Below are 25,368 nucleotides of genomic sequence, written 5' to 3'. Positions count from 1 at the left end.
GCCGTAGCTGTCAAGCATCGACCCAGCGCGGTCCGCGTAGGGCCCTTCCCGGGGCGCCGGCGCGCTGCTGGCAAGTCGTCAGAGGCTGGCCGCGCGACCCCACCGGCCCGAGGGACACGGATATGCGGGGTCTCTCACCGCACAGCCGACGCGCAAGTCCGCTGACCGCGTGGAACCGGAACAGCGTGGCATCGAGCGAAACCTTTGGGCATCAAAGCAAAAGGCCCGATCGCGATGCGACCGGGCCTGTGAGTTGAGCTTGATGCGGTGAGAAACCCGGTCCCTGCCCGGCGCAGCGGATCAGGCCGCCTTCGCTGTGATCAGAACGTCTTCTACCGGCATCAACACCTCGTTGCCGAGCAGGAAGCCGCGGCAGCTGCGCAGCGAGCGCAGCGCGCGGTTGAAGTCAATTCCGGTCGACACCAGCGCGCGCAGCGTCCGTGGATTGCGGGCGATGCCGCGCAGCACCTTGCGCAGGTCGATGTCGCCGTTCGGCTTCACCGCGGATTTAGCAAGTTCCGGTAGCGCCCGGTGCGCGGGATCGCTGATTACGCGCAATGCGGCAAACGGAATGCGGGCCTTGGCGGCATAGGCCGCCGCGATATGGCTCTCCATATCGACCGCGGCTGCGCCCGTCATCGAGCGCAGAGCGGCCTTGCAGGCCTTTGCCGCGATCACCTCTTCCACGCCGGCGAGACTGCCGCGGACGATCCTGCGGCGCTTCAGCGCGGCGCTGGCGATCATCTCTTCGTTCAGCGCGGATGCGGCCAGGAAACGGGTATCGCCCGACATCACCTCGGTCGCAACCACGACGTCGCCTGACTTGAGCGACGGATCGAGCCCGCCGGCCACGCCGAACGAAATCACGCCACGGAAGGTGCTCGGATCCAGCGTCGCCAGCAACTGACGCAGCTGCTGCGGATCGCTCGAACTGCAGATTACGATCATGCCGGGGCCTGCCGCGATGCGAGCCTCCTGCACCAATCCAGTCACAATCAATACCGGCCGAGGATCAATTCTACTGCCCACGGTCTCGGCGGCCCCCGCCTCAACAATCACATCCCGACCCCTACCACCCTGCTATTGGTGCTTCTCAAATTTCGATACCGCGCCAGCGCCCAGAGCGGAAAGAACTTCGAGTAGCCATGATATCGCAAGTAAAATACCCGCGGAAACCCCGTAGCTGTGTATCGCTGCTCGTCCCACAGCCCTTTTTCCGTCTGTGTTGCCTTTAGGTACTCCACCCCGCGCGTAACAGCGGGATTTTCGACCTCTCCGGCCGCCATCAATCCAAGCAAAGCCCATGCCGTTTGCGAGGAGGTCGAAGGCGCAACTTCATAACCCTTGTAATCCAGCCGGTAACTGACGGCGTCCTCGCCCCAGCCGCCGTCTTGATTCTGGACTGACGCCAGCCAGTCGACCGCCTTCCGAATCATCGGGTCGTTGCGATCGACCCCTGCGACATTTAGCGCCGAGAGCACCGACCAGGTGCCGTAGATGTAGTTCAGGCCCCAGCGGCCGTACCAGGAGCCCTCGGCAAGCTGGGTGCGGCGCAAATAAGCGACGCCGTCAGCCATCGCCTTGTTGCTCTCGGCGGTCTCGCCGAGCTGGCCCAGCATCGAGATGCAGCGCGCGGTGACATCCTCGGTCGGCGGATCCAACAATGCGCCATGATCGGAGAACGGGATGTTGTTGAGGTAATATTCGAGGTTGTTGACGTCGAATGCGGCCCAGCCGCCATCGCGGCTCTGCAGCCCCTCGATCCACTCGCGGCCGCGCGCGATGGACTCATCATATTCCCTGGTTCCGGTATGACGCCGCACGCGATCCATCGCCATCACGACCACCGCGGTGTCGTCGAGATCGGGATAATGGTCGTTGTTGTACTGGAACGCCCAGCCGCCCGGGCGGACGTCCGGCGCCTTGACCGCCCAATCGCCCTTCAGGTCCAGCACCTGGCGCGGCTTCAGCCAGTCGAGGCCCTGCCTGGCCTTGGCCAGGGTGTCGTCGCCGCCCGCTTCCTGCAGCGCATGACAGGCCAGCGCGGTGTCCCACACCGGCGAAACGCAGGGCTGGCAATAGGCCTCGTGTTCACTAATCACGAGCAGCTTGTCGATGCCGCGGCGGGTGGTGGCGCGCGGCGGGAAATTCTCGTCCTTGCCGAGCGCCTCGTACATCATGACGATGTTGGCCATCGGCGGATAAATCGCGCCCATGCCGTCTTCGCCGTTCAGCCGCTCTTCGGTGAAGGCGAGCGCGGCATCGATCGCGCGCTGGCGCAGGCTCTTCGGAAACATCGGCTCGATTACCCGCAGCACGGCGTCGAGCGAGCGGAACAGATAGAACCAGCTCGCGCTCTGATGCGGCGCCTTCGGCGCCATGCGGACCGATTTCGGATCCTCCAGGAACAGTTCGTCGATGCCGACGCCCTTCGGATTCTTCGCACGCGGCTTCAGCGCGGCAAGCACCATCAGCGGCACCATGGTGGTGCGCGCCCAGTAGGAGATCTTGTTGATGTGGAACGGCGACCACATCGGCAGCAGCATGATCTCGATCGGCAGCACCGGCGTCGCGCGCCAGGTCACGACGCCATAGAGCGCGAGCAGGAATCGCGTGAACACGTTGCTGCCCGAAGCGCCGCCGCGCGAACGGATCGCCTCGCGCGCCCGCGCCATGTGCGGCGCGTCGACGGAATCACCGATCATCTTCAGCGCGAAGTACGACTTCACGCTGGCGCTCATGTCGAACGGGCCGTCATGCACCAGCGGCCAGCCGCCATGGGCGCCCTGGACGCGGCGCAGATAGTTGCCGATCTTGGCCTCGAGCCCGGCATCGATCGGCTCGGCCAGGTAGTGACGCAGCAGGATGTACTCGGCCGGAATGGTGCTGTCGGCCTCGAGCTCGAACACCCAGTGCCCGTCGGATTGACGGTAGCCAAGCAGCGCTTCGGTTGCCTTGGAGATGCTCTTCTCCAGCGCGACCGGGTCGACTGCAACGCTGTGATCTCTCGCAAGCATTTCGCTCGATATCCTCTTCATCGCGGGCCGGCTGATCGAAAGCCGCGGCCGCTCCAGAGCATGATCCGATTGCTTCGGATCACGTTCTTGTCCTTCTGTTTGGTCGCGTTTTCTTCACGCGAACCGGTAGCCACTTCGCTCGAAAACGCGCCAACAGGTCGAATCTAACGTCTGGCCAGAACCAGATCGGCGGCGCGATCCCCCGATCGCACCGATCCCTCGATGGTTGCCGGCAACCCGGTAGCAGTCCAGTCGCCGGCAAGGAACAGGTTTTTTTGCGCCGTCGCGGGCCCCGGACGCAGGGCATTCTGTTCCGGCGTCGCCTCAAATGTGGCACGGCGCTCACGCACGATCTGCCAGGGCGGCAGGTCGCCGGAAACCCCCGAGGCCTCGCAGATGTCCTGCCAGATCGCCAGCGCGAGCTCCTCGCGCGGCATATCGACCAGGCGGTCGCCGTTGCTGATCGTCACCGACAGGCGTTGCGGGAACGCGAACAGCCACTCCACGAGGCCGCCGACCACGCCGAGAATGGGCGCGGCGTCGCGCGGCGGATCGACGCGGAAATGCGCGTTCACGATGGCGCGGAATTTGGTCGGGGTTTTCAGGCCGGGCAGCAGTGCGGCCGCGGCGCGCGGCGGCACCGCAAGCACGACGGCGTCGTCGGCTCCCAGCGCGACCTTGTCGCCATTGCCAAAATCGAGCTCACTGATGCGATCACCCGACATGCCGAGCGCACGCAATTCGTGACTGAACTGAACGCTGTGGCCCCTCTCCTGCAGCAGCTTCACGGCCGGCTCGATCAGGACCGAGCTCAGGCCGTCGCGCGCGATCAACGGACGGCAGGCCTGCCCGCCCGCGAGCAGCGTCTCGCGCACGATGGCGCCCGCGAGCCCGGCCGAGCCCTCCGGCGGATCGACGTTCAATGCGGCGAGCAGCAGCGGCTGCACCAAGCGGTCATACAGCGTGCCCTTGCAGGGAATAGTGTTGCCGACCAGCGCACCGGTGCCGGCCCAAGCCAGCGGCGCCAAGGCGAGATAGTCGCGCAGGCTAGTGTCCGGGACGCGGCGCGCCTCGTCGAACACCCACAGCGGCAGGCGGGAATCGCCGAGGTCGAGCTGCCAGCGCCGGCCGCTGGCAAGATCGACGAACGGAAACTGCGCGCGCGCAGGCCCGACGAGGCCGGCCTCGGTGCCGATCGCGCGCGCGTAGCTCAGCGCATGGCGATTGCCCGACAGCAACAGATGGTTGCCATTGTCGATGGTGAGATTGGTGGCCGCGTCGAAATAGGAGCGGCAGCGGCCGCCGGCCTGCTGCGTTGCCTCATGGACGAACACCTTGTAGCCGCCATTGGCGAGGCGCACCGCCGCGGAGAGGCCGGAAATGCCGGCACCGATGATATGAACGGTCTTTTGCATCAGATGATCGCGTAACGAAGAAGGATGCCGATCTTGGCGGCCTTGGACACACGTACCGGCGCGCGCGGCGCGGTGAAGCCGCGCGCGATCAGAAGATCGAGAATCGCGCGGTAGTATTTCGACATGATCCGCGGCGCGCGCACGGCGCGGCGCGAATTGCGCTTCATGATCTCGTCGGATTTCTGGAAATGCATCTTGGCCCGCTCGGCCAGCGGCGCGCACACCTTCGGCAGCGCGCGGTCGGCGGTGACGCGGGCCGGATCGTTATTGGTGATGCCGGCGTGCCAGAGCCATTCGCGCGGCAGATAGAGCCGGCCGAGGCCGGCATCCTCGTCGATGTCACGCAGGATATTGGTGAGCTGCAGCGCGCGGCCGAGGTGGTACGCGAGCTGGATGCCATCGTCCTCGGGCAGGCCGAACACGCGCACCGACAGCCGGCCGACCGCGCTCGCGACGCGATCGCAATACAAATCGAGCGTCGCGAGATCCGGCGCGCGGATGTCCTGCGGCACGTCCATCTCCATGCCGTCGACGATCGCGACAAAATCCTCGCGCTTCAGGCCGAAGGTCTTCACCGAGGCGACATAGTCCTTCAGCCGCTCCGGCGGATGCCCCGCATAGAGCGCGTCTATATCGTCGCGCCACTGCTGCAGCGCGGCCAGCCGCTCCGGCCGCGGGCCGTCGGAATCGGCGATGTCGTCGACCTGCCGGCAGAAGCTGTAGATCTGGAACATCGCCTCGCGCTGCGCGCGCGGCAGAATGCGCATCGCGGCGTAGAACGAGCTGCCCGACGCGGTGCTTCCGTAACTTGCGTTGGCCGCCGCCTCAACGCTCATGCGCCAGCCGCCGATTTGGAGACCGCACGCCGTCCGGTCGCACGCCGCGCCGTCTCGCCGACCACGCCGCCAAGGCTCTGCAGCAGCAGTTCGAGCGGGCTCAGATGCACGCGCTCGCTGAGCGGATCGCGCACCTTCAGCATGTTGACGATCTTGTCGGCGAACGCCTGGATCACGGAGATCTCGAGCCCCAGCCTGAAATCCTTCACCTCGGCGGCGAGCGACTTGCTCTGGTCGAGCAGCGCCTCGGTGCGCACGGCGAGCGCCTGCAGGCATTTGAGCAGGGCCATCTGCGATTTCGCCTCGCCGAGCATCTCGACGGTCGCGCCCGCGGCGGCCAGGGCTTCGCGCGGCAAGTAGACACGGTTCAGGTTGCGGTAGTCCTTGCCGCAGTCCTGCAGATGGTTGTTGATCTGCAGCCCGGCGCAGAGCGCGTCCGACGCCGCCCAGGTCGAGGTATCCTCGCCGTGCACGTCGAGCATGAACCGCCCGACCGGCATCGCCGAGTACCGGCAATAATCGATCACGTCGTCCCAGTTCTCGTAACGCAGCTTGGTGACGTCGAGGCGGAACGCCACCAGCACGTCGAGCGCGTGCCGCGGCGGCATGCTGCGCTCGGCGAACGCGCGGCGCAGATTGACCGCTTCCTTCTGGGTGTCGCCATTGCCAAGCAGCTCGGCCTCCATGAGGTCGAGGTAGCGCAGCTTCTCCTCGGCGGGCAGCGTGGCGTGATCGGCGATATCGTCGGCGGTGCGGACGAAATTATAGAAGGCCAGGATCAGGGCACGATGCCGCGGATGAATGATCCACGACGCGACCGGGAAATTCTCGTCGCGGTGGGTCTTTCCGGATCGCAGGTCGCTCGCGGTGGTCATGGGAAATTTGGGCTACACTGGTCATGGCACGACGCAGGCGCGAAAGGTCAGCGCATGCGGGGGATTTGCGAGCCCCATATAGGGGAATACGCCACCAAAACCAATGCTGTCCGTGACCGCCAGCATACCAAGCCCGTGGCCGGCACACATGCCGAGCACGGGCTTTGCGGCGATCCATGGGGCCCGAACCGGCCTTACTGGCCGTGGGTCTTCAGCACCTGGTCGCAGGCGGAGCTGATCTTGCTGCGGTTCTGCTGCAGGCAGGCGAGAATGGTGAAATCGCCCTGATCGATCACGGCGCGGCAGTGACGCTGCACGTCGCGCGTGCAGGCCTTCTGCTCATCGGGTGTCCCGCGCGTCTGCTGCTGGGCGAAGGCGCTGGAGGAGAGGGGGATCGACAACAGGGCAAGAGCCAAGAGAAATTTACGCATCGTATTCCTTCATTTCCGACAGCAGAAAATCTGTTCCCGAAAAGCGCTTCGGCATGGCCGGGACGGATTTTGGGGATTTGCAGACGCCACGTAACGCGGCAACGGATTGACGACAAGCACCGCTAAATGCGGCTAAATTTGCGGCGCTGTAAACCCCTACATAAGTTATTGATTCGCAATGACGATTCGTGCCATCACTTTGTCGCGTTCGGCTATTGCGGATAGCAGTTGCGCAAAGCTACATGCCGTCACGAAGCCGACGGTTTCTGATTCTGTTCGATGACAATATGGGCGTCGCGCGCCGTTTCTGTCGTTTGAACCTAACATTCTTCGGTGACACTAAACCTTCGATGCGGCGAGACGCTTTCTTGCGTAGGAAGCGTTGATTTTGATGGGAAAATTCACAATGAAACGGTTTGGTTCCAGCCTTTATGGTCAGGCTCTCAGGGCTGTGGGCGTCGGCGCCGCACTGATGCTCTCTGCCTCCGCCGTCCACGCCCAGGCCAGCGGGCCGTTTGCCGGTTTTGCCGGCTCGTGGACCGGAACGGGCACGGTGGCGCTGTCCAACGGCACGACTGAACGGATTCGTTGCAAGGCGGATTACAAGGTCGCACCCTCGGGCATGAGCCTGAAACAGTCCCTGCATTGCGCCAGCGACAGCTACAAGTTCGACCTCTCCAGCGACGTCACCAGCCAGGGCGACCGGATCTCCGGCAACTGGAGCGAGGCGAGCCGCAACATCTTCGGCAATCTGCAGGGCACCGCGGGCGGCGGGCGGATCGACGTGTTCGTCGAGGCGTCCGGCTTTGCCGCGAACCTGAACCTGCAGACCAACGGCTCCAAGCAGGTCGTGCAGATCGACTCCAAGGGCGAGATCCGCGGCGTCTCGATCACGATGACGAAGAGCTGACGCTCCCGGCCGATTGCGCCCACAAGACACAAAGGCCCGGTTCCGAACGCTTCGGAACCGGGCCTTTTTGCTGCAGCTTTTTGATCGCTCGTCGATCAGGCCTTTTCGATCGGCGCGGGCTGGCCGCCCCTGCCGCGGAGCTTTTGCGACAGGTTGATCAGGAACATCGAGGTCGGCCGCAGGATGAAGAGGTCCGCAACCAGGGCTGCGACCATCGAGAAGGCGCTGAGCCAGCCGAACAGGCGCAGCGACGGCAGGTCGGAGAACACGGTGACGACGAGACCGCAGGCCAGCACCACCGTGGTCAGGATCAACGCTGGGCCGACCAGGACGGTGGCGCGCTCCACCGCAAGTTCCGGCGTGACACCCGGCTTGGTCTCGAGCCGCAGGCGATTGAGGAAGTGGATGGTGGCGCTGAGGCCGAGGCCGAACGACACCGTCAAAGCCACCACGCTGGCGAATTGCAGCCCCTCCCCGAGCAGCCACAGCACCGTGCCCGACAGCACCACCGGGAAGATGCCCGGCAGGATGCAAGAGAACATCACCACGATCGAGCGGAACGCGAGCCCGATGAAGATCGCGACCAGCAGGAATTCGATAGTGAGGCCGTGGTTGAGCTTCTCGATCATGCTGGCGCTGTTGCGTGCGGCAATCACCGACAGACCCGTGACCGCGATCTCGTAGCCGGGATGCTCGGCGCGCACCTTGTCCAGCGAATGATCGAGTTTGTTCACCACCGGAAGCAACTGGCTCGAGTCCACATCCGGGACGCGGCCCGACACCACGACAGCATCCTGATTCTTGTCGATGAACCGGCGCACCAGGTGTTCGGGGATCAGGTCGACATATTCCTTCAGCGTCGCGACATCATTGCTGCCGGCCTTTTCGGCGAGCCAGCGCCGCAAGGTCTCCAGCGACCAGACGTTGCCGACGCCGGCAGAGTCCTCGACCATTGCATGGACATCGGCAATCGTCTTCAAGGTCTCCGGCGAGTACAGCGATTGCCCCTTGGGGAATTCGATCAGCACATCGACCGGATTGGCGCCGGTCAGCTTGGCGTCGAGCCGGCTCGACGCCGCCACCGCCTGCCGCTTGTCCGGCACCTGATCGGCGAGCCGGTAGCGCGGCTCGAGATTGGCGTAGATGATGCCGAGGCCGCCGACCACGATCAGCGCAAGCAGGCTGAACAGCCCGGGACGGCCGACCATGCGCACCGCGATCCAGTAGCAGAAATTGCGCAGCGCCTGTACGCCGGCATCCGCGCTCTGGAACTTGACCGCAAAGATCTTCTCGTTGCGCACGAACAGGACGCCGAACACCGGCACCAGCGACAGCACCGCGATCAGCGCGATGATGGTCGCCGCAAGCCCGGCCTCGCCGAACTTGCGGATCAGGTCGGAATCCGAAAACTGCAGCGCGATGAAGGAAATTCCGGCCGTGCCGTGCGTCAGCACGCAGGCCGGGCCGACCACCAGCACCGCATTCTTGAACGCGGTGAACTTGTCCTGCCCGGCGATCAGCCGGTCGCGCGCCGCGAATGTCAGCTGCATCGAGTCGGAGAAGCTGATCACCATGATGAGCGGCGTCATCACGTTGAGGAACATGTTGAGATTGAAATTGGCCCAGCCGAGGCCGCCGAGCGCGAGCAGGATCGCAATCATCGGCGGGAATGCCGCCGCCACCATGAAGGATATCTTGCGGAAGAAGATGATGGCGATGATGCAGCCGGCGAGGATGCCGAGGATGTTGTAGGTCAGGCCGTCGCGCTCGACCGCGTTGCGGATCTCGAGCTGCATGACCGGCACGCCGGACAATTGCGCATTGAGCCCGCTGCCGCCGAGGTCGTCGGCCATGATCTTCCTGATGTCGCCGACCACCTTGCTGAGCTTGTTGCTGCCGACCACTTCGGGCTCGAGCGACAGCACGATCAGCGCGAGCGTGCCGTCCTCCGACAGCAGCTTGCCGCGGATGATTTCGTTGCTTTTGACGGTCTCGACGAATTTGTCGTAAGCCGCGCCCTCGGGCAGCTCGTTCGGGAACAGCGCCGCCGGCAGCTTGCCGGGCTCCGGCGCCTGGCGCGCGGAGAACAGCGACACCAGGCCGCGCACGCCCTCGACGAGCTGCAGGTCGGTGACCATATCGCGCAGCTTTTCGAGATTGTCGCGGGCGAGCAGCGTCTTGCCTTCGACCACGACGAGGACGTCGAACTCGGTCGCCGGGAAGCGTTTGGTCACCGCCTCATATTGCTTGTAGTCCTTGGAGTCGGAGCGGAACAGCTGCGACAGCGAGTCGTCGATCTTGATCCGGTGCACGCCGAACACCGCGCCGATCAGCAACAGAACGAGGACGATGCAGGACAGGATCGGCGCCCGCATCGGGATCAGGCCGAGACGCTCGATCCCGAACGCGATGCTGAGGCCCGACCGCGGCTCTTCGATCTTCTCGACGTGGACCTGACTTTCGGAATTCTTTTCGAGCATGCCCTGTCCAGTTCTGAAAACGGCTCAATCTGTCTAGCTTGGGTCTAGGGGCGCGAATGAGGCGGGTGAGCGCAACTGATCGGCGCTAGTCCTTGAAAACACGCGAATATTGACCGGCGCCGGTTTTACCTGCCCGACCCTTTGCTCGCAAGCGCGAGGGGCTGACCAAATCGACAGGGAACCGCCGATCCCCGCCATTAAGTATCTGATTTGTCACACCCTGGTAGCGCATTCCTCGACGATCCACCGCCGCTTTCATCTTTCAAGGCGACCCCTGTGATCTGGCGTGCCAGGCCCTCGCGCACAAGCCACGAAATCCTGAATGCGGCCTCCGCATAGCTCAGCCCGGCATGGTGGATGTTGGAGATGCAGTTGCGGTCGGCATCGGTGAGGCCGATCCGCGGCGCGAAGGTGAGATAGGCGCCGAGGCTGTCGGGTGCGGACAGGCCCGGCCGTTCGCCGATCAGCATCACCAGCATGCGCGCGCCGATGATGGCGCCGATCTCGTCACCGAGCGCGACCCGCGCGCCGGACGCTGCGATCACCGCGCCGGCCTCGATCTTGTCGGCCGCAAGGCGCGGCACGAGATGCCGAATCAATTCGACGGCATGCACATTGACCGCCGTGGGCGACAGGCCGTCACCGATCACGATGGCGCAGGGGCATGTTGTGATGCCGCAGGTCTCGAGCGACCGCCGCGACCCAGAATCCAGCATGCGCCCGAGATCGGGCCGCCGCAGATAGTCGCGCCGGCTGTGCGCCTGGCTCGATACCTCAAGCGGCGAGATGCCGAGGCCGGCAAGACCGGCCGCGATCCCGCTGACATCGAAGGCGGCGTGGACGGCGTCGCGGGCGCGGGCATGGTCGAGCGTGAACGACAGCAGCGCATCGGTCGGCAGGCTGGCCCCGGACCGGCCAAGGCCGACGCGCGCCGGCGTGAGCTCGCGCAGATCGGCAAGCGAAGGGGACGTGGGCGCCGGCGGTGTCGTCATGCTGTTATTCGGCGGGGACGGAAGCCTCGCGCAGCCGGATCGAGTAGTTCGAGGCGTTCTGCCGGCCGCTGGAGGCTGCACGCGCAAAGGTGATCAAATGATGCGCAACCAACGTCGCCGAGATCAATCCCTCGATGTCGCCGCGCTTGAGCCGGCCAAGCGCAAACTTCCAGAACACGCGCTTGTAGTCGCCGAGCACGCCGACCTTCCAGAAGATGTTGCGGAGCATGATCAGGCCGCGCCGGATGTTGGCCCAGCTCTTCATTTCCGGACTGACCGGCACCTTGATGCGATTGGCATAGGTGTAGTTGCATTGATGCAAATAGCGCGCGAACAGCCTTTTCGGCTCGTAGGCAACTTCCATGCATTTGCGCCAGGAACTGACCACGTCCTCATAGGGCAGCAGGAACTCGACATTGGAGTCGCGGCCCTCGTCATCGATCAGCCGCCCGGCTTTTTCGAGCCGATCCCACAATGGCGTCTTCGGCAGCGCCTGCAGCAGGTTGATGGTGAGCAGCGGAATCCGCGACTCCTCGACAAAGGAGAGCAACGCGTCGCCGGTCTGGGGCTTGTCGGTATCGAGCCCCATGATGATGCCGGAGACGACCTCCATGCCGAACGAGTTGATGGTGCGCACGCCCTCGAGGATCGGAACCATCATGTTCTGATCCTTGTGCATGGCCTTCAGCGCGTCGGGATCGGGCGTCTCGATGCCGACGAAGATCGTCACGAAGTAGGCTTCGCGCATCTTCTCCAGGATCTCGGGACGCTTGGCGATGTTGAGCGTCGCCTCGCAAGCGAGGCGCGTGACATATCCGGTCCGCTTCTGCCACTCGATCAGGTGCGGCAACAGCTCGCTCGCCGCCTTGCGGTTGCCGATGAAATTATCGTCGACGAAATACACGGTGTCGGTGGCACCACAGGCGCGCAGCTTGTCGAGCTCGGCGATGATCTGCTGCGGCGACTTCAGGCGCGGATTGCGGCCATAGAGCCCGGGGATGTCGCAGAACTCGCACTGATAGGGGCAGCCCGAGGAGAACTGGATGCTGCCGAGGAAATACTTCTTGGTTTCGGCGAGCTCATAGGCCGGCAGCGGGAATTCCGTCATCGGCAGCCGGTCGATGGTTTTAAGCACCACCTGCTCGTCGGGACGGCTGGTATCATCAGCCAGACGCTTGATCAGCTCATTGGTCGCATCGCCGAGCTCGCCGACGTGGAGGTAGTCGAATGAGGGATAGTAGTCCGGGCAAGCACTGACCGACGGGCCGCCGATCGCGACCACCAGGTGATGGTCATGCGCGCGATGGCAGATGTCGTTCATCTGCTGGCGCTGGATATGCATACCGCTGACGAACACGGCATCCGCCCATTCGAAATCCTCCGCCGTCGCCGGACGCAGATTCTCGTCGACGAAACGGACCGGCCAGTTCTCGGGAAGGTATGCGGCGATCAGCAGCAGGCCCTGCGGCGGCATGAACGCCTTGACGCCGTCAGTGAGGGGGTAGGCGTGCTCGAAGGTCCCAAACGACGACGTATAGCGCGGAAAAACGCAGAGGATACGTCGTACTGTCTCTATGCCCTCAGCTCTCATCAAGCGACCCCGAAGCACCGGCAAATCTAACCACGGCGCGGAACGCTGGGCCAGAAATTCTTCAACATTGTGGCACTACTTAACGTCATAACGACGAGATAGTTGCTCTGCAGAATTTCGCTATCCCCCTCAGGTCAAGAGCCTGGCAGCGAGGTCGGGCAGCCGCTCCGCATCGGCCACGAGGCGGAAGTCCTGCCCGGCAAGGCCGACGCGCGCGAGCCAGTCGTCGAATTCGGGGGCCCGCCTAAGGCCGAAAAGGTCGCGGACATAGAGCGCATCGTGAAACGATGTCGACTGATAGTTCAGCATGACGTCATCCGCGCCCGGCACGCCCATGATGAAGTTCACGCCGGCGGCCGCGAGCAGCGTCAGGAGATTGTCCATGTCGTCCTGATCCGCCTCGGCGTGGTTGGTGTAGCAGACGTCGATCCCGAGCGGCAGGCCGAGCAGCTTGCCGCAGAAGTGATCCTCGAGCCCGGCGCGGATGATTTCCTTGCCGTCATAGAGGTACTCAGGACCGATGAAGCCGACCACGCTGTTGACGAGCAGCGGATCGAACGCACGCGCCACCGCATAGGCCCGCGCCTCGCAGGTCTGCTGGTCGACCTGGTGATGGGCATTGGCGGACAGCGCTGAGCCCTGCCCGGTCTCGAAATACATCACATTGTCACCGACCGTGCCGCGGCGCAGCGACAGCCCCGCTTCCCGGGCCTCCCGCAACAGCGAGAGGTCGACGCCGAAACTGCGATTGGCCGCCTCGGTGCCGGCGATCGACTGGAACACGAGATCGACCGGCAGCCCCTGCCCGATCAGTCCGAGCGTGGTCGTGACATGGGTCAGCACGCAGCCCTGCGTCGGAATCTCGAATCGCGTGATGATGTCGTCCAGGAGCCGCAGCAGCGTGCCGATGACGTTCGGGTCGTCGCTCGCCGGATTGATGCCGATGCAGGCATCGCCCGCTCCCAGCAGCAGCCCGTCGAGAATCGAGGCGGTGATGCCCTTGGGATCGTCGAAAGGATGGTTCGGCTGCAGCCGCGTGCTCATTCGCCCGCGCAACCCGATGGTGTTGCGGAAGCGGGTCGTCACCTCGCATTTCTTCGCGACCAGGATCAGATCCTGGTTGCGCATCAGCTTCGACACCGCCGCAACCATCTCTGGCGTGATGCCGCGCGAGATCTTCTTGATCGCTTCCCCGCTGGCGGCATCCGACAGCAGCCAGTCGCGGAATCCGCCGACGGTGAGCGACGACACCGGCAGAAAGCCGGCAACGTCGTGGCTGTCGAGGATCAGGCGGGTGACTTCGTCAGCCTCATAGGGGATGACAGGCTCATCGAGGAATTGTTTGAGCGGAACATTGGCCAGCGCAAGCCGCGCTGCGATCATCTCCTCCGCGCTGTCGGCGGCGATGCCGGCCAGGCGGTCGCCTGAACGCGGGGGCGAGGCCTTGGCAAGCAGGATGCGCAGATCGTCGAATGCGTAATTGGTGGCGTCGATGGTGTGACGATAGAGCATGAGGGGTTCGTCGCGGGCTGGGGCAGCGCAATCTAGCACCTCTTTGCGAAAGGCGTGCCATCGGCTTCGCCCCGCGTGCTGGCGCCTTTGCCGGTAACGGCGGCGCAGCCTCGGCACGACCGCAAGCCGCGAGCACCCGGCAGACTCAAAGCGGCCCATAAGGCATTGGGATTATTTACAGATTTTAACGGTCGCGGCTGCACAAATCTCGCGTGTTAAGAAATTGTCCATGAAAATTTTGCATAAGCTTTAATCGGCCGAAGGTACTCCCCGGCCTCTTGGAGTGCCCCGCAATGCCCGCCCCCGTCACATCCCCCATCTCCATGTCCCGGCCTCCAATGGCATCCCGATTCTCGCTTGCTGCCAGGCTGTACTCGACGTTTGCGCTGATTGCGGCGCTGACCGCGGCCATCACCTTCCTGTCCGAATACAATGCGCGGCGTAATGCCGAGCTGACCGAGGCCGTCGACCTCGCAAGCCGTGCCGCACTCAATGTCGAGCGGGTCAATTCACTGGTCTACGCCGTGGTGATGGAATCCCGCGGCATCTACATGTCGACCGATCCGGCAGCGGTGAAGAAATACGGCGACGGGCTGCTGGCGTTCAACGAACGCATTCTCGGCGTGGTCAAGAACTGGGAAACGCTGGTGCAGGCCGACGACGCCGCCCAGTTCGCGGTGTTCAAGAAGCGCATCGAGCAGTTCATCGATTTCCGCAAGGAGCTGGTACGCCGCGGCATCGAGATCGGCGCCGCAGCCGGGCGGGAATGGGGCGACAACGACGCCAACCGCGACGTGCGCACCGCACTGAACAAGGATCTCGAGGCGCTCTCCAAGGTCTATGCCGACCGCAGCAAGAAGCTGGCGCGGGAGACCGACACCAACCGCACGATGGCGCTGGTGCTGACCGGCCTCGGCGCCGCGGCCTTGATTGTGGTGGTACTCGGCGTGCTGATCATCGCCCGCTCGGTGGCCCGGCCGCTGTCGCAGATCACCATGACGATCAAGCGCGTCGCCGAGGGCACCGACCATGTCGAAGTACCGCATGTCGGGCGCAGCGACGAGATCGGCGCACTGGCACGCGCCATCAAGGTCTTCCAGGAGGCGATGGACCGCAATCGCAGCCTCAACGCGCAGGTCGTACAGGATTCCGAGGCGCGCGACGCGCGCGGCCGGCATATCGAGACCTTCGTCGAAGCGTTCCGTGGCACGATCGGCGAGGTGCTCCGCGCGGTGCACGACAACGCCGCGACGATGCGTCAAACCGCGCAGACCATCGCAACCGTCGCGTCGGACGCCAGCGACCGCGCGGTGGCGGCGGCAGGCGCCACCGAACAGGCCTCGAGCAACGTCTCCGCGGTGGCGGGCGCAGCCGAAGAACTCTCCGCCTCGGTCGAGGAGATCGGCCGCCAGGTCAAGCAGTCGTCCGGCGCAGTCGATCAGGCCGGTGCGCGCACCGACCGCTCGATCACCGAGATCGAGGGCCTTGCCGCCACCACCCAGCGCATCGACGGGGTGCTGAGCCTGATCCAGGCGATCGCCGAGCAGACTAACCTGCTCGCCCTCAACGCCACCATCGAAGCCGCCCGCGCCGGCGATGCCGGCCGTGGCTTCGCCGTCGTCGCGCATGAGGTCAAGGCGCTGGCCGGCCAGACCGCGAAGGCAACCGCCGAGATCAGCGAGAATGTTGGCCTGATCCAGGCCTCGACCCGCAACTCCGTGGCCGCCGTGCGCGAGATCGGTCAGGCGGTGCGCGAGATCAGCAACGTCACCGCGAACATCGCGAGCGCGGTCGGCCAGCAGGACGCGGCGACGCGCGAAATCTCCGCCAATGCCCAGATGGCCGCCCAGGGCAACGAGACCCTGGTCACTAATGTCGGCTCGCTCCGCGATGACATGGACCAAACCAGCAAGGCGGCGGAATCGGTGCTCGCGGCCTCGAACGATCTGACCACAACTGCCGAGACGCTGTCGCGCGAGGTCGAGCAGTTCTTCCGCAACCTGCGCAGCGACGCGGCCGACGGCCTGCAGCGGACCGGAACCTGAGCGGCGATCTGGCGGGGCCCTGCGACAGGGCCCCGGCAATCCGGATGGTTAAGACTCTCCCAACGCACGGACACAAATTGCCTCCGCTTCGGGTCGCATTTCTCAATTTGATGCCTCCATAGAAAAGCGTCGCTGCGCGAGGGCGCGGGGAAGTGGAACCGAGCAATGAACGGGCTTTTGCCAAAGCCGAAGGCAGTGCCGACCAAACGGCTCCTTGCGCTCGGGATCGGCCTCGTTCTCTGCTTTTCGGCGATCTGCGCATCCATCCTCTGGGAGATGGCGGGCAAGGACTATCAGCATGCGAAGCAAGGTGCGACCAACCTCGTCGCCTCCATCGCCAGCGAGATCGACCGCAACATCGACCTCTACGACCTCTCGCTCCAGGCGGTCGCCGACGGCGTCAAGCTGCAGGAACTCGGCAAGATCAGCCCGGAGCTTCGCCAAGTCGTGCTGTTCGACCGCGCCGCCACGGCCAAGGATCTCGGCTCGATCCTTGTGCTGAATGCGGCGGGGGACGTCACGCTCGATTCCAGGACGTTGACGCCGCGGGCCGCAAATTTCGCCGATCGAGACTTCTTCCGGGCACATCAGACGCGAGCGGACGGCGGGCTGTTCATCAGCGCTCCGTGGATTACCTCTGACGGCGAATATCTGATCAGCCTCAGCCGCCGCATCAACAATGACGACGGTTCCTTTGCCGGCGTGGTCGCGGGCAGCATGCGGCTCAGCTATTTCCACAATCTGTTTCGCAAGCTGAATTTCGGCTTCGGCGACAGCATGGCGCTGTTCAACAGCGATGGCGTCATACTGATGCGCGCCCCGTTCGACATCAGCAAGATCGGGCAAAGCATCAAGGACTCTCTGGTCTTCAAGCAATTTCCGGCACGACAATCCGGCTCCTACATCACGAAATCGATCGTCGATCATGTCAGCCGGCTCTATGTTTTCCAGGCGGTCGGACACAATCGCCTGCTCATCGCCGAGGGTCTTGCGCTCGACGGCATCTATGCCGACTGGTGGCAGCAGCTCTGGCTGATCGGCAGCGTGGTGGCAGCGCTCTGCGGCTTCTCGATCGTGCTGATGTTCTACCTGGTGGCCGCTCTCAAACGGCGGGCCGCCGCGGAAGACCGGCTCGCGCACCTCGCGAGCACGGATGCACTGACGGGCCTCGCCAATCGTCGCCGCCTCGACGATACCCTTGACGTCGAATGGCGCCGTGGCATGCGTGCAAAGGCGCCGGTCTCGCTTCTGATGATCGACGTCGATCATTTCAAGATCTACAACGACACGTACGGGCATCAGGCCGGCGACGCCGTGCTCACCACCGTGGGACGGTGCATCGCAGGCAGCGCCAAGCGTGCAACTGATCTCGGCGCCCGCTATGGCGGCGAGGAATTTTCGGTGTTGCTGCCCGGCATCGGCAAGGCGGGCGCCCTGGAAATTGCCGAACGGATCCGCGCCAAGCTGGCGGCCGCGCGGGAATCCGAGCCTGAGTTGCCGACCGTCAGCATCGGATTGTCCTGCCTCGTCCCGGACCACGAGCGCACGTCGCGCGATCTGCTCAAGGCCGCGGACCTTGCGCTCTATCAAGCCAAGCGTGAAGGCCGCGACCGCGTCATCGTCAGCCCGATCGGGTGGGATAAATCGGGCAAGCGGCACGTCGCCTGATCGCGACCGCATTGGCGCGGTCGAACGCGCCGCCCGCCCGTCTCGCTCACTCCACCGGCAGCACGTCAACCGCGACGGCGAGCTTTTGCTTGCGCGCGCCGACGATGACGCCATCGACCGGCGAGACGTCGGCGAAGTCGCGGCCGATGGCGAGAATGATGTGGTCGCTCCCGACCATCAGATCGTTGGTCGGGTCGAACCCGACCCAGCCGAGCGCGCTGCCGCACCAGACCGAGACCCAGGCATGGGTGGCGTCGGCGCCCTGCAGCCGCGGCTGGCCCGGCGGCGGAATGGTGCGCAAATAGCCGCTGACATAGGCCGCGGGCAGGCCGAGGCCGCGCAGCCCCGCGATCATCACATGGGCAAAGTCCTGGCACACGCCGTGGCGCTTCTCGAACACGTCGCGAAGCGGTGTCGAGATCACGGTCGCCTTGGGATCGTATTTGAAGTCGTTGCGGATGCGGCGCATCAGGTCGGCCGCCCCGGTGAGGATGCCGCCGCCGGGCAAAAAGCTCGCGGAAGCGTAGGCCGTCACGGGCCGTAGCACCGGCACCAGTGCGCTGGCAAAGACGTAGCCGACCGGCGAGGCCGCATCGAGGCTCAATGCCTCGAACGCGTTGTCACGCACGTCCTCCCAGGGCGGACTGGCGGCGTCGCACGCCGGCGGCTGTCGCGCCACCGAGACCCGCGAGCGGGCATCGATGCGCAGACTGCGATGCGCGGTCTCGATCAGGACGCTTTCAGTGAGCGTGCCGAAGAAGTCGCGCCTTGCGGTGCGTTCCGCGGGCCTCGGACGGATCTCGACCGAATGCGAGATCAGCTGCTGCCCGTCGCCAGTGACCGGCTCCAGCCGCAGCGAGCAGCGCGCGAAGCTGACCTGGGTCTCGTAGCTGTAGGTCGTGACGTGACGGATGTCGTAGATCACGCCAGCCCCGTGAGCTTCTCCGGCCGGCTGGCATTCGGTCCGTGCGGGAAATAATGCAGCCCGATCGCGTCGGCGAGGTTGAGCAGATCCTGCTCCAGCGCGAACAGCGTCTTGACGTCGAGGCTCGAGGCTTCAGCCGTTGTGAGCATTGCCTCGACCGCGACGGCAAGACGCTGCGGCCGCTCGATCAGGCCATGCTCCTTCAGGCTCGGCAGCGCGGCAATATGCTCGTTCAGCGCCGCGACCTGGAATGCGACCGAGCGCGGATTGTAGGGGTCGAGCACCGCCAGATCGCGCACCGGTGCGAGCAGCGGCTGCACCAGATAGCGCGAGCGATAAGTGATCTGGCAGTCGACCAGCGTGAGCAGAACGTCGAGGTCCTCGTCACCGGCTTCGTCATAGGCGAACTGACGGGCAAAGCGCGTGGTGTTGACGGCGCGCTCGGCGCGGCGGCCCATCTCGAGGAAACGCCAGCCGGCGGCGCGGTTCATGTTTTCCTGCGCGAGGCCGGCGAAGCTTGCGAGCTCCTGCAAGGTCAATTCGGCGGCGCTGACGACGCCCTCATCGTCATGAACCTCGATGGCCAGCCGATCAGCCATCTCGGTGATGACCTGCCAAGCGTCCGGCGACAGCCGCTCGCGGAGCGAGGTCGCCGTGCGCTGCGCGGATCGCACCAGCGACAGCGCCGAGCCGAATTTCTCCTCGCTCTGCAGCGCTTCGAGCGCGACCTTGGCGAGATTGGCGCGCGCGGTCTGCGAGGCCGCGCCCCAGGCGACCAGCATGCGCTGGATGCGCTCGGCCGAATGCATCGCCGGCGCCGAGCCGTTCGAATTCGCGCGCGCAGGATCGCGCAACGGCGTGCACAGCGCGCGGATCAGCCGGATGGTGGCCTCGGCGCGCTCCAGATAGCGGCCGAGCCAGAACAGATTATCGGCGGCGCGGCTCGGCAGCACGCCGGCGATGCGGCGGATGCGGACGGTGTCGACCGCCGGCAGCAGGGTCGAGGTCTCAACCGCCTTGTCGGAGACCACCCAGACATCGGCGGACACCGCGCCATCGCCCATCGACACCGCGCGCGCATCGGCCCGATCGGCAATCCGGCAGAAGCCGCCGGGCAGCACAGTCCAGCCGCTCGGCGTCGCCGCCGCGAACACCCGCAACACGAACGGACGCGGCGCGATGCGACCGTTCTCCCATACCGGCGTGGTCGACAGCCGCACGAGCTCCTGACCGACATAATCGATGCCGCGATGGCTGATGGCATCCTTCAGGCGGTCGCGGTCCGCTGCCGACAATTCGCCCGGGAGCACCGGTCCGTTGCCGGGAAAATCCGCAACGCCGCGGCCATAGGCGCCTTCGATCGCGAACTCGTCGAGCCGCGACAGCACCTCTTCGCGGGCGGATTTCTGGCCGCACCACCAGGTCGCGATGTGCGGCATCATCAGGTCTTCAGAGAGCAGGCGCCGGCACAGATTGGGCAGGAAGCCGAGCAGCGCCCTCGCCTCCATCACGCCGGAGCCCGGCATGTTGGCGACCACGACGCCGCCCTTGCGCAGAACCTCGACAAGCCCGGGCACGCCGAGATAGGAGGACGCGTCGAGCTCGAGCGGATCGAGCATGTTGGAATCGACCCGGCGCAGCAGCACGTCGAGCCGCTTCAGCCCGGCGACGGTGCGGATGTGGACGCGATCGCCTGAGACCGCGAGATCGTCGCCCTCGACCAGCAGGAAACCGAGATAGCGCGCCAGCGTGGCGTGCTCGAAGTAGGTCTCGCTGAACGCGCCGGGCGTCAGCAGGCCGATCCGCGGCTCGTCGCGATCGGCGCTGGCGCGCAGCGAATCGCGGAACGCCTCGAAGAACGGCGCGACGCGCTCGACATTCATCGACTTGTAGAGATTGGAAAAGGCGCGCGACAGCACCAGGCGGTTTTCCAGCGCATAGCCCGCGCCCGACGGTGCCTGCGTGCGATCGCCGAGCACCCACCAGCGGCCGTCAGGCCCGCGGCCGATGTCGGCGGCATAGAGATGCAGATAGCGGCCCCCCGGCGGCTTGATGCCGCTGACCGCGCGCAGATACTCGCTGCTGCCGGCGATCGCCGCGGCAGGGATGGCGCCGTCCGCAACGAGGCGGCCTTCGCCGTAGAGGTCGGCCAGCACCATCTCCAGCAGCTGCGCGCGTTGCGCGACACCGGCGGCGAGCTGGCGCCAGTCCGCCGCGTCGATGATCAGCGGCAGATGGCTGAGCGGCCAGATCCGGTCGGAAGTGTCGCCCGGCGCGCGATAGGTGACGCCGGCCTCATGCAGATGGCGATCGGCGGAGGCGAAGCGGCGCTCGATATCGGCCGGCGACAGCGCGGCAAAGGCGTCGAAGAAGCGGGCCCAGACCGGCCGCGGCGCGCCGTTGTCTGCAATATACTCGTCGGGAATGCCGGGCAGCCGGACATAGTCGCGGGTCCACTGCGCCATCCGGCGCTGACCGGGACGGGCCCTGCTCTCCTGACTGCTGCCTGGACTATTGCCACCCGATGCGGACATTCCACTTCCCCTTGACACAATTAGTGCAGGAGCGGCGTCCGCAAGTCGAGGGTCAAGGGAAACTCAATTGTGCGTTCCTCCGGCGGCGTCTCGATCTTGCCGGGGGTATGGCCGTGCTCCTGGAAGCGCGCCAGCCGCCGCGCCTCGGCCTCGTAGGAATTGACCGGCTTGGTCTCGTAGTTGCGGCCGCCGGGATGGGCGACATGATAGACGCAGCCGCCGAGCGAGCGTCCGTTCCAGGTGTCGATCAGGTCAAACGTCAGCGGCGCATGCACGGGAATGGTCGGATGCAGGCCGGAGGCCGGCTGCCAGGCCTTGAAGCGGACACCGGCGACCGCCTCGCCGGCACGGCCGGTCTCGGTCATCGGCATCCGTCTGCCGTTGCAGGTGATGACATGGCGCCCATCGACGAATCCGGTCGCCTTTACCTGCAGCCGCTCGACCGACGAATCGACATAGCGCACGGTGCCGCCGGAGGTGCCCTCCTCGCCCAACACGTGCCAGGGTTCGAGCGCCTGCCGCAGTTCGAGACCGACGCCGCCGTGATGAACGCGGCCGAAGGCGGGGAAGCGGAATTCGAGCTGTGCCTGGTACCATTCCGGCTCGACGTCGTAACCGGATTGCTTGAGCTCGGCGAGCACGCCGAGGAAATCCTCCCAGAGGAAATGCGGTAGCATGAACCGGTCATGCAGCGCGGTGCCCCAGCGCACGAACCTGCCCTGCTGCGGCTCACGCCACAGCTTTGCGATCAGCGCGCGGATCAACAGTTGCTGCGCCAGCGACATCCGCGGGTCGGGCGGCATTTCGAGCGCGCGGAATTCGACCAGGCCAAGCCGGCCGGTCGGGCCGTCGGGCGAATACAGCTTGTCGATGCAGATCTCGGCGCGGTGGGTGTTGCCGGTGATGTCGACCAGGATGTGCCGGAACAGGCGATCGACCAGCCACAGCGGCGCATCCATGCCCGGCGGCGGCACGTGCGACAGCGCAATCTCCAGCTCATAGAGCCCGTCATGCCGTGCCTCGTCGATCCGCGGCGCCTGGCTGGTCGGACCGATGAACATGCCGGAAAACAGGTAGGACAGCGACGGATGCCGCTGCCAGTACAGCACGAGACTCTTCAACAGGTCCGGCCGGCGCAGGAACGGAGAATCCTCCGGCTTGCTGCCGCCGACCACGATGTGGTTGCCGCCACCGGTGCCGGTGTGGCGGCCGTCGATCAGGAAACGGTTGGCCCCTAACCGCGTCTTGGCGGAGTCCTCATAGAGGCCGAGCGTGATGTCGACGGCCTCGCGCCAACTCTGCGCCGGCTGCACGTTGATCTCGATCACGCCGGGATCCGGCGTCACCTTGATCACCTCGATGCGCGGATCGAAGGGCGGTGCATAACCCTCGACGTGCACCTGCAGCTGCAACTCTTCGGCCGCGGCTTCGATCGCTGCGATCAGGTCGAGATAATCCTCGACCTTCTCGACCGGCGGCATGAAGGCGCACAGCACGCCGTCGCGAACCTCGATCGACATCGCGGTGCGCACCGGCAGCGGCTCGGGAATCTCCTTCAAGGCTTGCTGCAGCTCGTCGGAAAGCACGTCGCGCGTCGCCATCGGATCGCGTTCGACGACGTAGGGATAATCGTCCGGCGGCACATATTCGAGCGAGGCGATCGGAAGCCGCAAGCCCAGCGGCGAGTCGCCGGGTGACAGGAACAGATGGCTACGCCGGATCTTCCAGCGCTCGCTGCGCCAGCGTGCCTGCACGCGATCACCGAGCGGGCTCCAGCGCTGGATCGGCAGCACGTAACCTTTCGGCGTGGTCAACCCCTCGTCGAACACCCGCGCCATCCGGGCGCGCTCTTCCGGATCGGTCAGCTTGGAATTCGCCGGGCTGACATTGGCCGGCAGGCCGGCTTCACGCTGCAGCCAGAAGGCGGGATCTTCATAAGCCGGCATGGCATAGTCGACGCCGAGACCAAGCTTGGTTGCTGTTACTTTGACGAAACGCTGGGCCTCCGCGATCTCGGCCCTGCGCGAATTCTCAATGCCGGCGATCAGCTCGGCATTCTTCCAGATCGGCTTGCCGTCCTTGCGCCAGTAGAGACCGAACGCCCAGCGCGGCAGGCTCTCGCCGGGATACCATTTGCCCTGGCCGTAATGCAGCAGGCCGCCCGGAGCGAACCGCGTGCGCAGCTTGCGGATCAATTCGTCGGCGAGCGCGCGCTTGGTCGGGCCGACCGCGGCGACATTCCACTCCGGCGATTCCAGATCGTCGACAGAAACGAAGGTCGGCTCGCCGCCCATGGTCAGGCGCACATCGTCTTTCCTCAGGTCGGCATCGACCTGCTCGCCGAGCTGGTCGAGCCGCGCCCAGGATTCATCGGAGAATGGTTTGGTGATGCGCGGCGCCTCGCCGATGCGCTTGACGCTCATCTCGAAGCCGAACTCGACATTGGCAACGCCCGCGGTGCCGGTCACCGGCGCGGCCGAACGATAGTGTGGCGTGGCGCAGACCGGGATGTGGCCCTCGCCCGTCAGCATGCCGGAGGTGACGTCGAAACCGATCCAGCCCGCCCCCGGCAGATAGACCTCGGCCCAGGCGTGCAGATCGGTGAAATCGCTCTCGACCTCGCGCGGCCCCTCGAGCGGATCGATGTCCGGCCGCAGCTGAATGAGATATCCGGAGACGAAACGCGCGGCGAGCCCGAGGTGGCGCAGCGTCTGGATCAAGAGCCACGCCGAGTCGCGGCAGGAGCCGGAGCCCGCGGCAAGCGTCTCCTCCGGCGTCTGGATGCCGGCCTCCATGCGGATGACGTAGCTGATCTTCTTCTGCAGCTGCGCGTTCAGCTCGACCAGGAAGTTGACGGTGCTGTCAGCCTGGCGCGGAATCTCCTTCAGGTAAGCCGCGAGCAGCGGCTCGGCCTCATCGGTCTCGAGATAGGGCGCGAGCTCGGTCTTGAGATCGCCGGGATATTCGAACGGAAAGCTGTTGGCAAAGGGCTCGACGAAGAAGTCGAACGGATTGACCACCGTCATGTCAGCGGTGAAATCGACCTCGACCTTGAGCTCGGTGGTCTTCTCTGGAAAGACGTAGCGCGCCAGCCAGTTGCCCTGCGGGTCTTGCTGCCAGTTCACGAAGTGATTGGCGGGCGTGACCTTGAGCGAATAGCTCGTGATCGGCATGCGCGTATGCGGCGCGGGCCGAAGCCGAATGGTCTGAGGCCCGAGATCGATCGGCCGGTCGTATTTGTAGTGCGTGACGTGATGCAGTGCGACTGATATCGACACGGACCGAGGGCTCCAGCAGCTTTTTTGAGCAGAACACTGCTGCCGGTCGACATCAAGCACTAACAACGGGCACGGGGTGCCCAAGGTAAGGGCGCGATCCGTAGCCCTGATGGAGCGAAAGCGAAATCCGGGGCCTTCATCCGCAGGAAGAGTCCCGGATTGCGCGGAGCCTGTCATCGGGCGCGCATTCGCGCGACCCGTTGGCTTCATCCGGGCTACGCGATTGCTAGCGGCCGATTGCGCCGGATACCTGCGAAGCAAGCTGCTCGGCGAGCATATGATAGCCCTCGGGGGTCAAATGCACACCATCGGGCTGATGGGGGAGTCCACCCAGCATCCCGTTAGGGAGCATGATCACCGCGATGCCACGGGCGCTGAGACGACTTTGGATATCCGCGGTCCGGTCAGGGCTGCCCTTGCGCCGGTCATTGCCGCCTGGCTGCAAAATAACCGCACGGGTCCCGTTCGGGACGGCGCGGTCGAGGCGTTGCAGCATCCCTTCCGTGGTGTCGCCGTTGATGCCGGCGTTCACGATGCGGACGCTCAATCCCTTCGCCCGCAAGATCGCTTCGAGCTGCGCGGGATAGGCCTGGTTGCGCGCCACGCCCTTGCCGTAGGTATTGCTCGCGCCAAGCGCGACTATGGTTGCGGCGTCAGCCGAAGCGGCGCCGAGGCTCAAAGCGGCGAGAAATGCAATGCATCCAACAATTCCCAACCAACGCGCGCGCATGCTTCCTCTGTCCCCTCCGTAGCCCGGATGGAGCGCAGCGTAGTCCGGGAAGCTTCATTCGCCAACGTACTTCCTTGTCGTCCCTGCGAAAGCAGGGACCCAGACCGCGTGGTCCTAATGATGAAAGAC

The 25,368-nt window shown here is 65.0% G+C and carries 17 protein-coding genes; 3 read left to right on the top strand and 14 right to left on the bottom strand.

Features of this window, described 5'->3' with window-relative positions; genetic code table 11:
* Nucleotides 1-300 precede the first annotated feature (300 nt).
* The 6 genes from ACVI1L_RS27405 to ACVI1L_RS27380 all read right to left on the bottom strand — a co-directional run bounded on the left by ACVI1L_RS27405 (nucleotide 301) and on the right by ACVI1L_RS27380 (nucleotide 6,574).
* A complete protein-coding gene (locus ACVI1L_RS27405) occupies nucleotides 301-1,059 on the bottom strand; it encodes a phosphorylase (protein WP_456784320.1) in 759 nt (252 codons plus the stop codon).
* On the bottom strand, nucleotides 1,056-3,017 hold the full coding sequence (gene shc, locus ACVI1L_RS27400; RefSeq protein ID WP_057015697.1) for a squalene--hopene cyclase: 1,962 nt from the start codon (nucleotides 3,015-3,017) through the stop codon (nucleotides 1,056-1,058). Before shc ends, ACVI1L_RS27405 begins: the two co-directional genes overlap by 4 nt.
* Before the next feature lie 164 nt (nucleotides 3,018-3,181).
* A complete protein-coding gene (gene hpnE, locus ACVI1L_RS27395) occupies nucleotides 3,182-4,432 on the bottom strand; it encodes a hydroxysqualene dehydroxylase HpnE (RefSeq protein WP_456784319.1) in 1,251 nt (416 codons plus the stop codon).
* Nucleotides 4,432-5,268: a presqualene diphosphate synthase HpnD gene (hpnD, locus tag ACVI1L_RS27390; RefSeq protein ID WP_141339499.1), complete on the bottom strand. Its 837-nt coding sequence runs from the start codon at nucleotides 5,266-5,268 to the stop codon at nucleotides 4,432-4,434. The genes hpnE and hpnD overlap by 1 nt, the downstream gene beginning before the upstream one ends.
* Nucleotides 5,265-6,143, bottom strand: a complete 879-nt coding sequence (gene hpnC / locus ACVI1L_RS27385; protein WP_456784318.1) for a squalene synthase HpnC — start codon at nucleotides 6,141-6,143, stop codon at nucleotides 5,265-5,267. The genes hpnD and hpnC overlap by 4 nt, the downstream gene beginning before the upstream one ends.
* Before the next feature lie 194 nt (nucleotides 6,144-6,337).
* Nucleotides 6,338-6,574 (bottom strand): hypothetical protein, encoded by a 237-nt coding sequence (locus tag ACVI1L_RS27380; RefSeq protein WP_057015701.1) that lies wholly within the window; start codon nucleotides 6,572-6,574, stop codon nucleotides 6,338-6,340.
* A gap of 406 nt (nucleotides 6,575-6,980) precedes the next feature.
* Here ACVI1L_RS27380 and ACVI1L_RS27375 point away from each other — a divergent pair, with 406 nt between their 5' ends.
* Nucleotides 6,981-7,484, top strand: coding sequence for a hypothetical protein (locus tag ACVI1L_RS27375; protein WP_028331723.1), 504 nt, complete (start codon nucleotides 6,981-6,983; stop codon nucleotides 7,482-7,484).
* Nucleotides 7,485-7,579: 95 nt separating this feature from the next.
* On the opposite strand, the gene ACVI1L_RS27370 is transcribed toward ACVI1L_RS27375, so the two are convergent.
* The 4 genes from ACVI1L_RS27370 to ACVI1L_RS27355 form a co-directional block, all read right to left on the bottom strand.
* A complete protein-coding gene (locus ACVI1L_RS27370; protein ID WP_456784317.1) occupies nucleotides 7,580-9,964 on the bottom strand; it encodes an efflux RND transporter permease subunit in 2,385 nt (794 codons plus the stop codon).
* 197 nt (nucleotides 9,965-10,161) lie between these two features.
* Nucleotides 10,162-10,956: an ethanolamine ammonia-lyase subunit EutC gene (eutC, locus tag ACVI1L_RS27365; protein ID WP_456784316.1), complete on the bottom strand. Its 795-nt coding sequence runs from the start codon at nucleotides 10,954-10,956 to the stop codon at nucleotides 10,162-10,164.
* A gap of 4 nt (nucleotides 10,957-10,960) precedes the next feature.
* A complete protein-coding gene (locus ACVI1L_RS27360) occupies nucleotides 10,961-12,547 on the bottom strand; it encodes a B12-binding domain-containing radical SAM protein (protein ID WP_456784315.1) in 1,587 nt (528 codons plus the stop codon).
* Between the two features lie 129 nt (nucleotides 12,548-12,676).
* Nucleotides 12,677-14,059 (bottom strand): ethanolamine ammonia-lyase subunit EutB, encoded by a 1,383-nt coding sequence (locus ACVI1L_RS27355; RefSeq protein WP_456781179.1) that lies wholly within the window; start codon nucleotides 14,057-14,059, stop codon nucleotides 12,677-12,679.
* A 338-nt stretch (nucleotides 14,060-14,397) separates the two neighbouring features.
* Here ACVI1L_RS27355 and ACVI1L_RS27350 point away from each other — a divergent pair, with 338 nt between their 5' ends.
* Nucleotides 14,398-16,104, top strand: a complete 1,707-nt coding sequence (locus tag ACVI1L_RS27350) for a methyl-accepting chemotaxis protein (protein WP_141339491.1) — start codon at nucleotides 14,398-14,400, stop codon at nucleotides 16,102-16,104.
* A 165-nt stretch (nucleotides 16,105-16,269) separates the two neighbouring features.
* The gene (locus ACVI1L_RS27345) at nucleotides 16,270-17,772 is read left to right on the top strand and encodes a sensor domain-containing diguanylate cyclase (RefSeq protein WP_229189439.1); all 1,503 of its coding nucleotides are present in this window, start codon (nucleotides 16,270-16,272) and stop codon (nucleotides 17,770-17,772) included.
* 46 nt (nucleotides 17,773-17,818) lie between these two features.
* Here ACVI1L_RS27345 and ACVI1L_RS27340 read toward each other — a convergent pair whose 3' ends face one another.
* The 4 genes from ACVI1L_RS27340 to ACVI1L_RS27325 all read right to left on the bottom strand — a co-directional run bounded on the left by ACVI1L_RS27340 (nucleotide 17,819) and on the right by ACVI1L_RS27325 (nucleotide 25,239).
* A complete protein-coding gene (locus ACVI1L_RS27340; RefSeq protein WP_229189438.1) occupies nucleotides 17,819-18,697 on the bottom strand; it encodes a transglutaminase family protein in 879 nt (292 codons plus the stop codon).
* Nucleotides 18,694-21,231, bottom strand: a complete 2,538-nt coding sequence (locus ACVI1L_RS27335) for a circularly permuted type 2 ATP-grasp protein (RefSeq protein ID WP_456784314.1) — start codon at nucleotides 21,229-21,231, stop codon at nucleotides 18,694-18,696. Before ACVI1L_RS27335 ends, ACVI1L_RS27340 begins: the two co-directional genes overlap by 4 nt.
* 20 nt (nucleotides 21,232-21,251) lie before the next feature.
* Complete coding sequence (locus tag ACVI1L_RS27330) at nucleotides 21,252-24,509, bottom strand: transglutaminase family protein (RefSeq protein ID WP_456784313.1); 3,258 nt, start codon at nucleotides 24,507-24,509, stop codon at nucleotides 21,252-21,254.
* 226 nt (nucleotides 24,510-24,735) lie between these two features.
* Entirely contained in the window at nucleotides 24,736-25,239 is a 504-nt protein-coding gene (locus ACVI1L_RS27325; RefSeq protein WP_057015711.1) for a GDSL-type esterase/lipase family protein, read from the bottom strand.
* Nucleotides 25,240-25,368 lie beyond the last annotated feature (129 nt).

It is taken from the genome of Bradyrhizobium sp. USDA 4516 (genome assembly GCF_054055915.1).
This window is presented reverse-complemented; position numbering and strand designations above follow the sequence as displayed.

Bases quoted from the DNA above. Each gene is read 5' to 3' on its own strand.
- hpnC (WP_456784318.1), bottom strand. From the start codon at position 6,143: ATGACCACCGCGAGCGACCTGCGATCCGGAAAGACCCACCGCGACGAG.
- ACVI1L_RS27325 (WP_057015711.1), bottom strand. From the start codon at position 25,239: ATGCGCGCGCGTTGGTTGGGAATTGTTGGATGCATTGCATTTCTCGCC.
- ACVI1L_RS27380 (WP_057015701.1), bottom strand. From the start codon at position 6,574: ATGCGTAAATTTCTCTTGGCTCTTGCCCTGTTGTCGATCCCCCTCTCC.
- ACVI1L_RS27335 (WP_456784314.1), bottom strand. From the start codon at position 21,231: ATGTCCGCATCGGGTGGCAATAGTCCAGGCAGCAGTCAGGAGAGCAGG.
- hpnE (WP_456784319.1), bottom strand. From the start codon at position 4,432: ATGCAAAAGACCGTTCATATCATCGGTGCCGGCATTTCCGGCCTCTCC.
- ACVI1L_RS27350 (WP_141339491.1), top strand. From the start codon at position 14,398: ATGGCATCCCGATTCTCGCTTGCTGCCAGGCTGTACTCGACGTTTGCG.
- shc (WP_057015697.1), bottom strand. From the start codon at position 3,017: ATGCTTGCGAGAGATCACAGCGTTGCAGTCGACCCGGTCGCGCTGGAG.
- eutC (WP_456784316.1), bottom strand. From the start codon at position 10,956: ATGACGACACCGCCGGCGCCCACGTCCCCTTCGCTTGCCGATCTGCGC.
- ACVI1L_RS27375 (WP_028331723.1), top strand. From the start codon at position 6,981: ATGAAACGGTTTGGTTCCAGCCTTTATGGTCAGGCTCTCAGGGCTGTG.
- ACVI1L_RS27370 (WP_456784317.1), bottom strand. From the start codon at position 9,964: ATGCTCGAAAAGAATTCCGAAAGTCAGGTCCACGTCGAGAAGATCGAA.
- ACVI1L_RS27355 (WP_456781179.1), bottom strand. From the start codon at position 14,059: ATGCTCTATCGTCACACCATCGACGCCACCAATTACGCATTCGACGAT.
- ACVI1L_RS27360 (WP_456784315.1), bottom strand. From the start codon at position 12,547: ATGAGAGCTGAGGGCATAGAGACAGTACGACGTATCCTCTGCGTTTTT.
- hpnD (WP_141339499.1), bottom strand. From the start codon at position 5,268: ATGAGCGTTGAGGCGGCGGCCAACGCAAGTTACGGAAGCACCGCGTCG.
- ACVI1L_RS27345 (WP_229189439.1), top strand. From the start codon at position 16,270: ATGAACGGGCTTTTGCCAAAGCCGAAGGCAGTGCCGACCAAACGGCTC.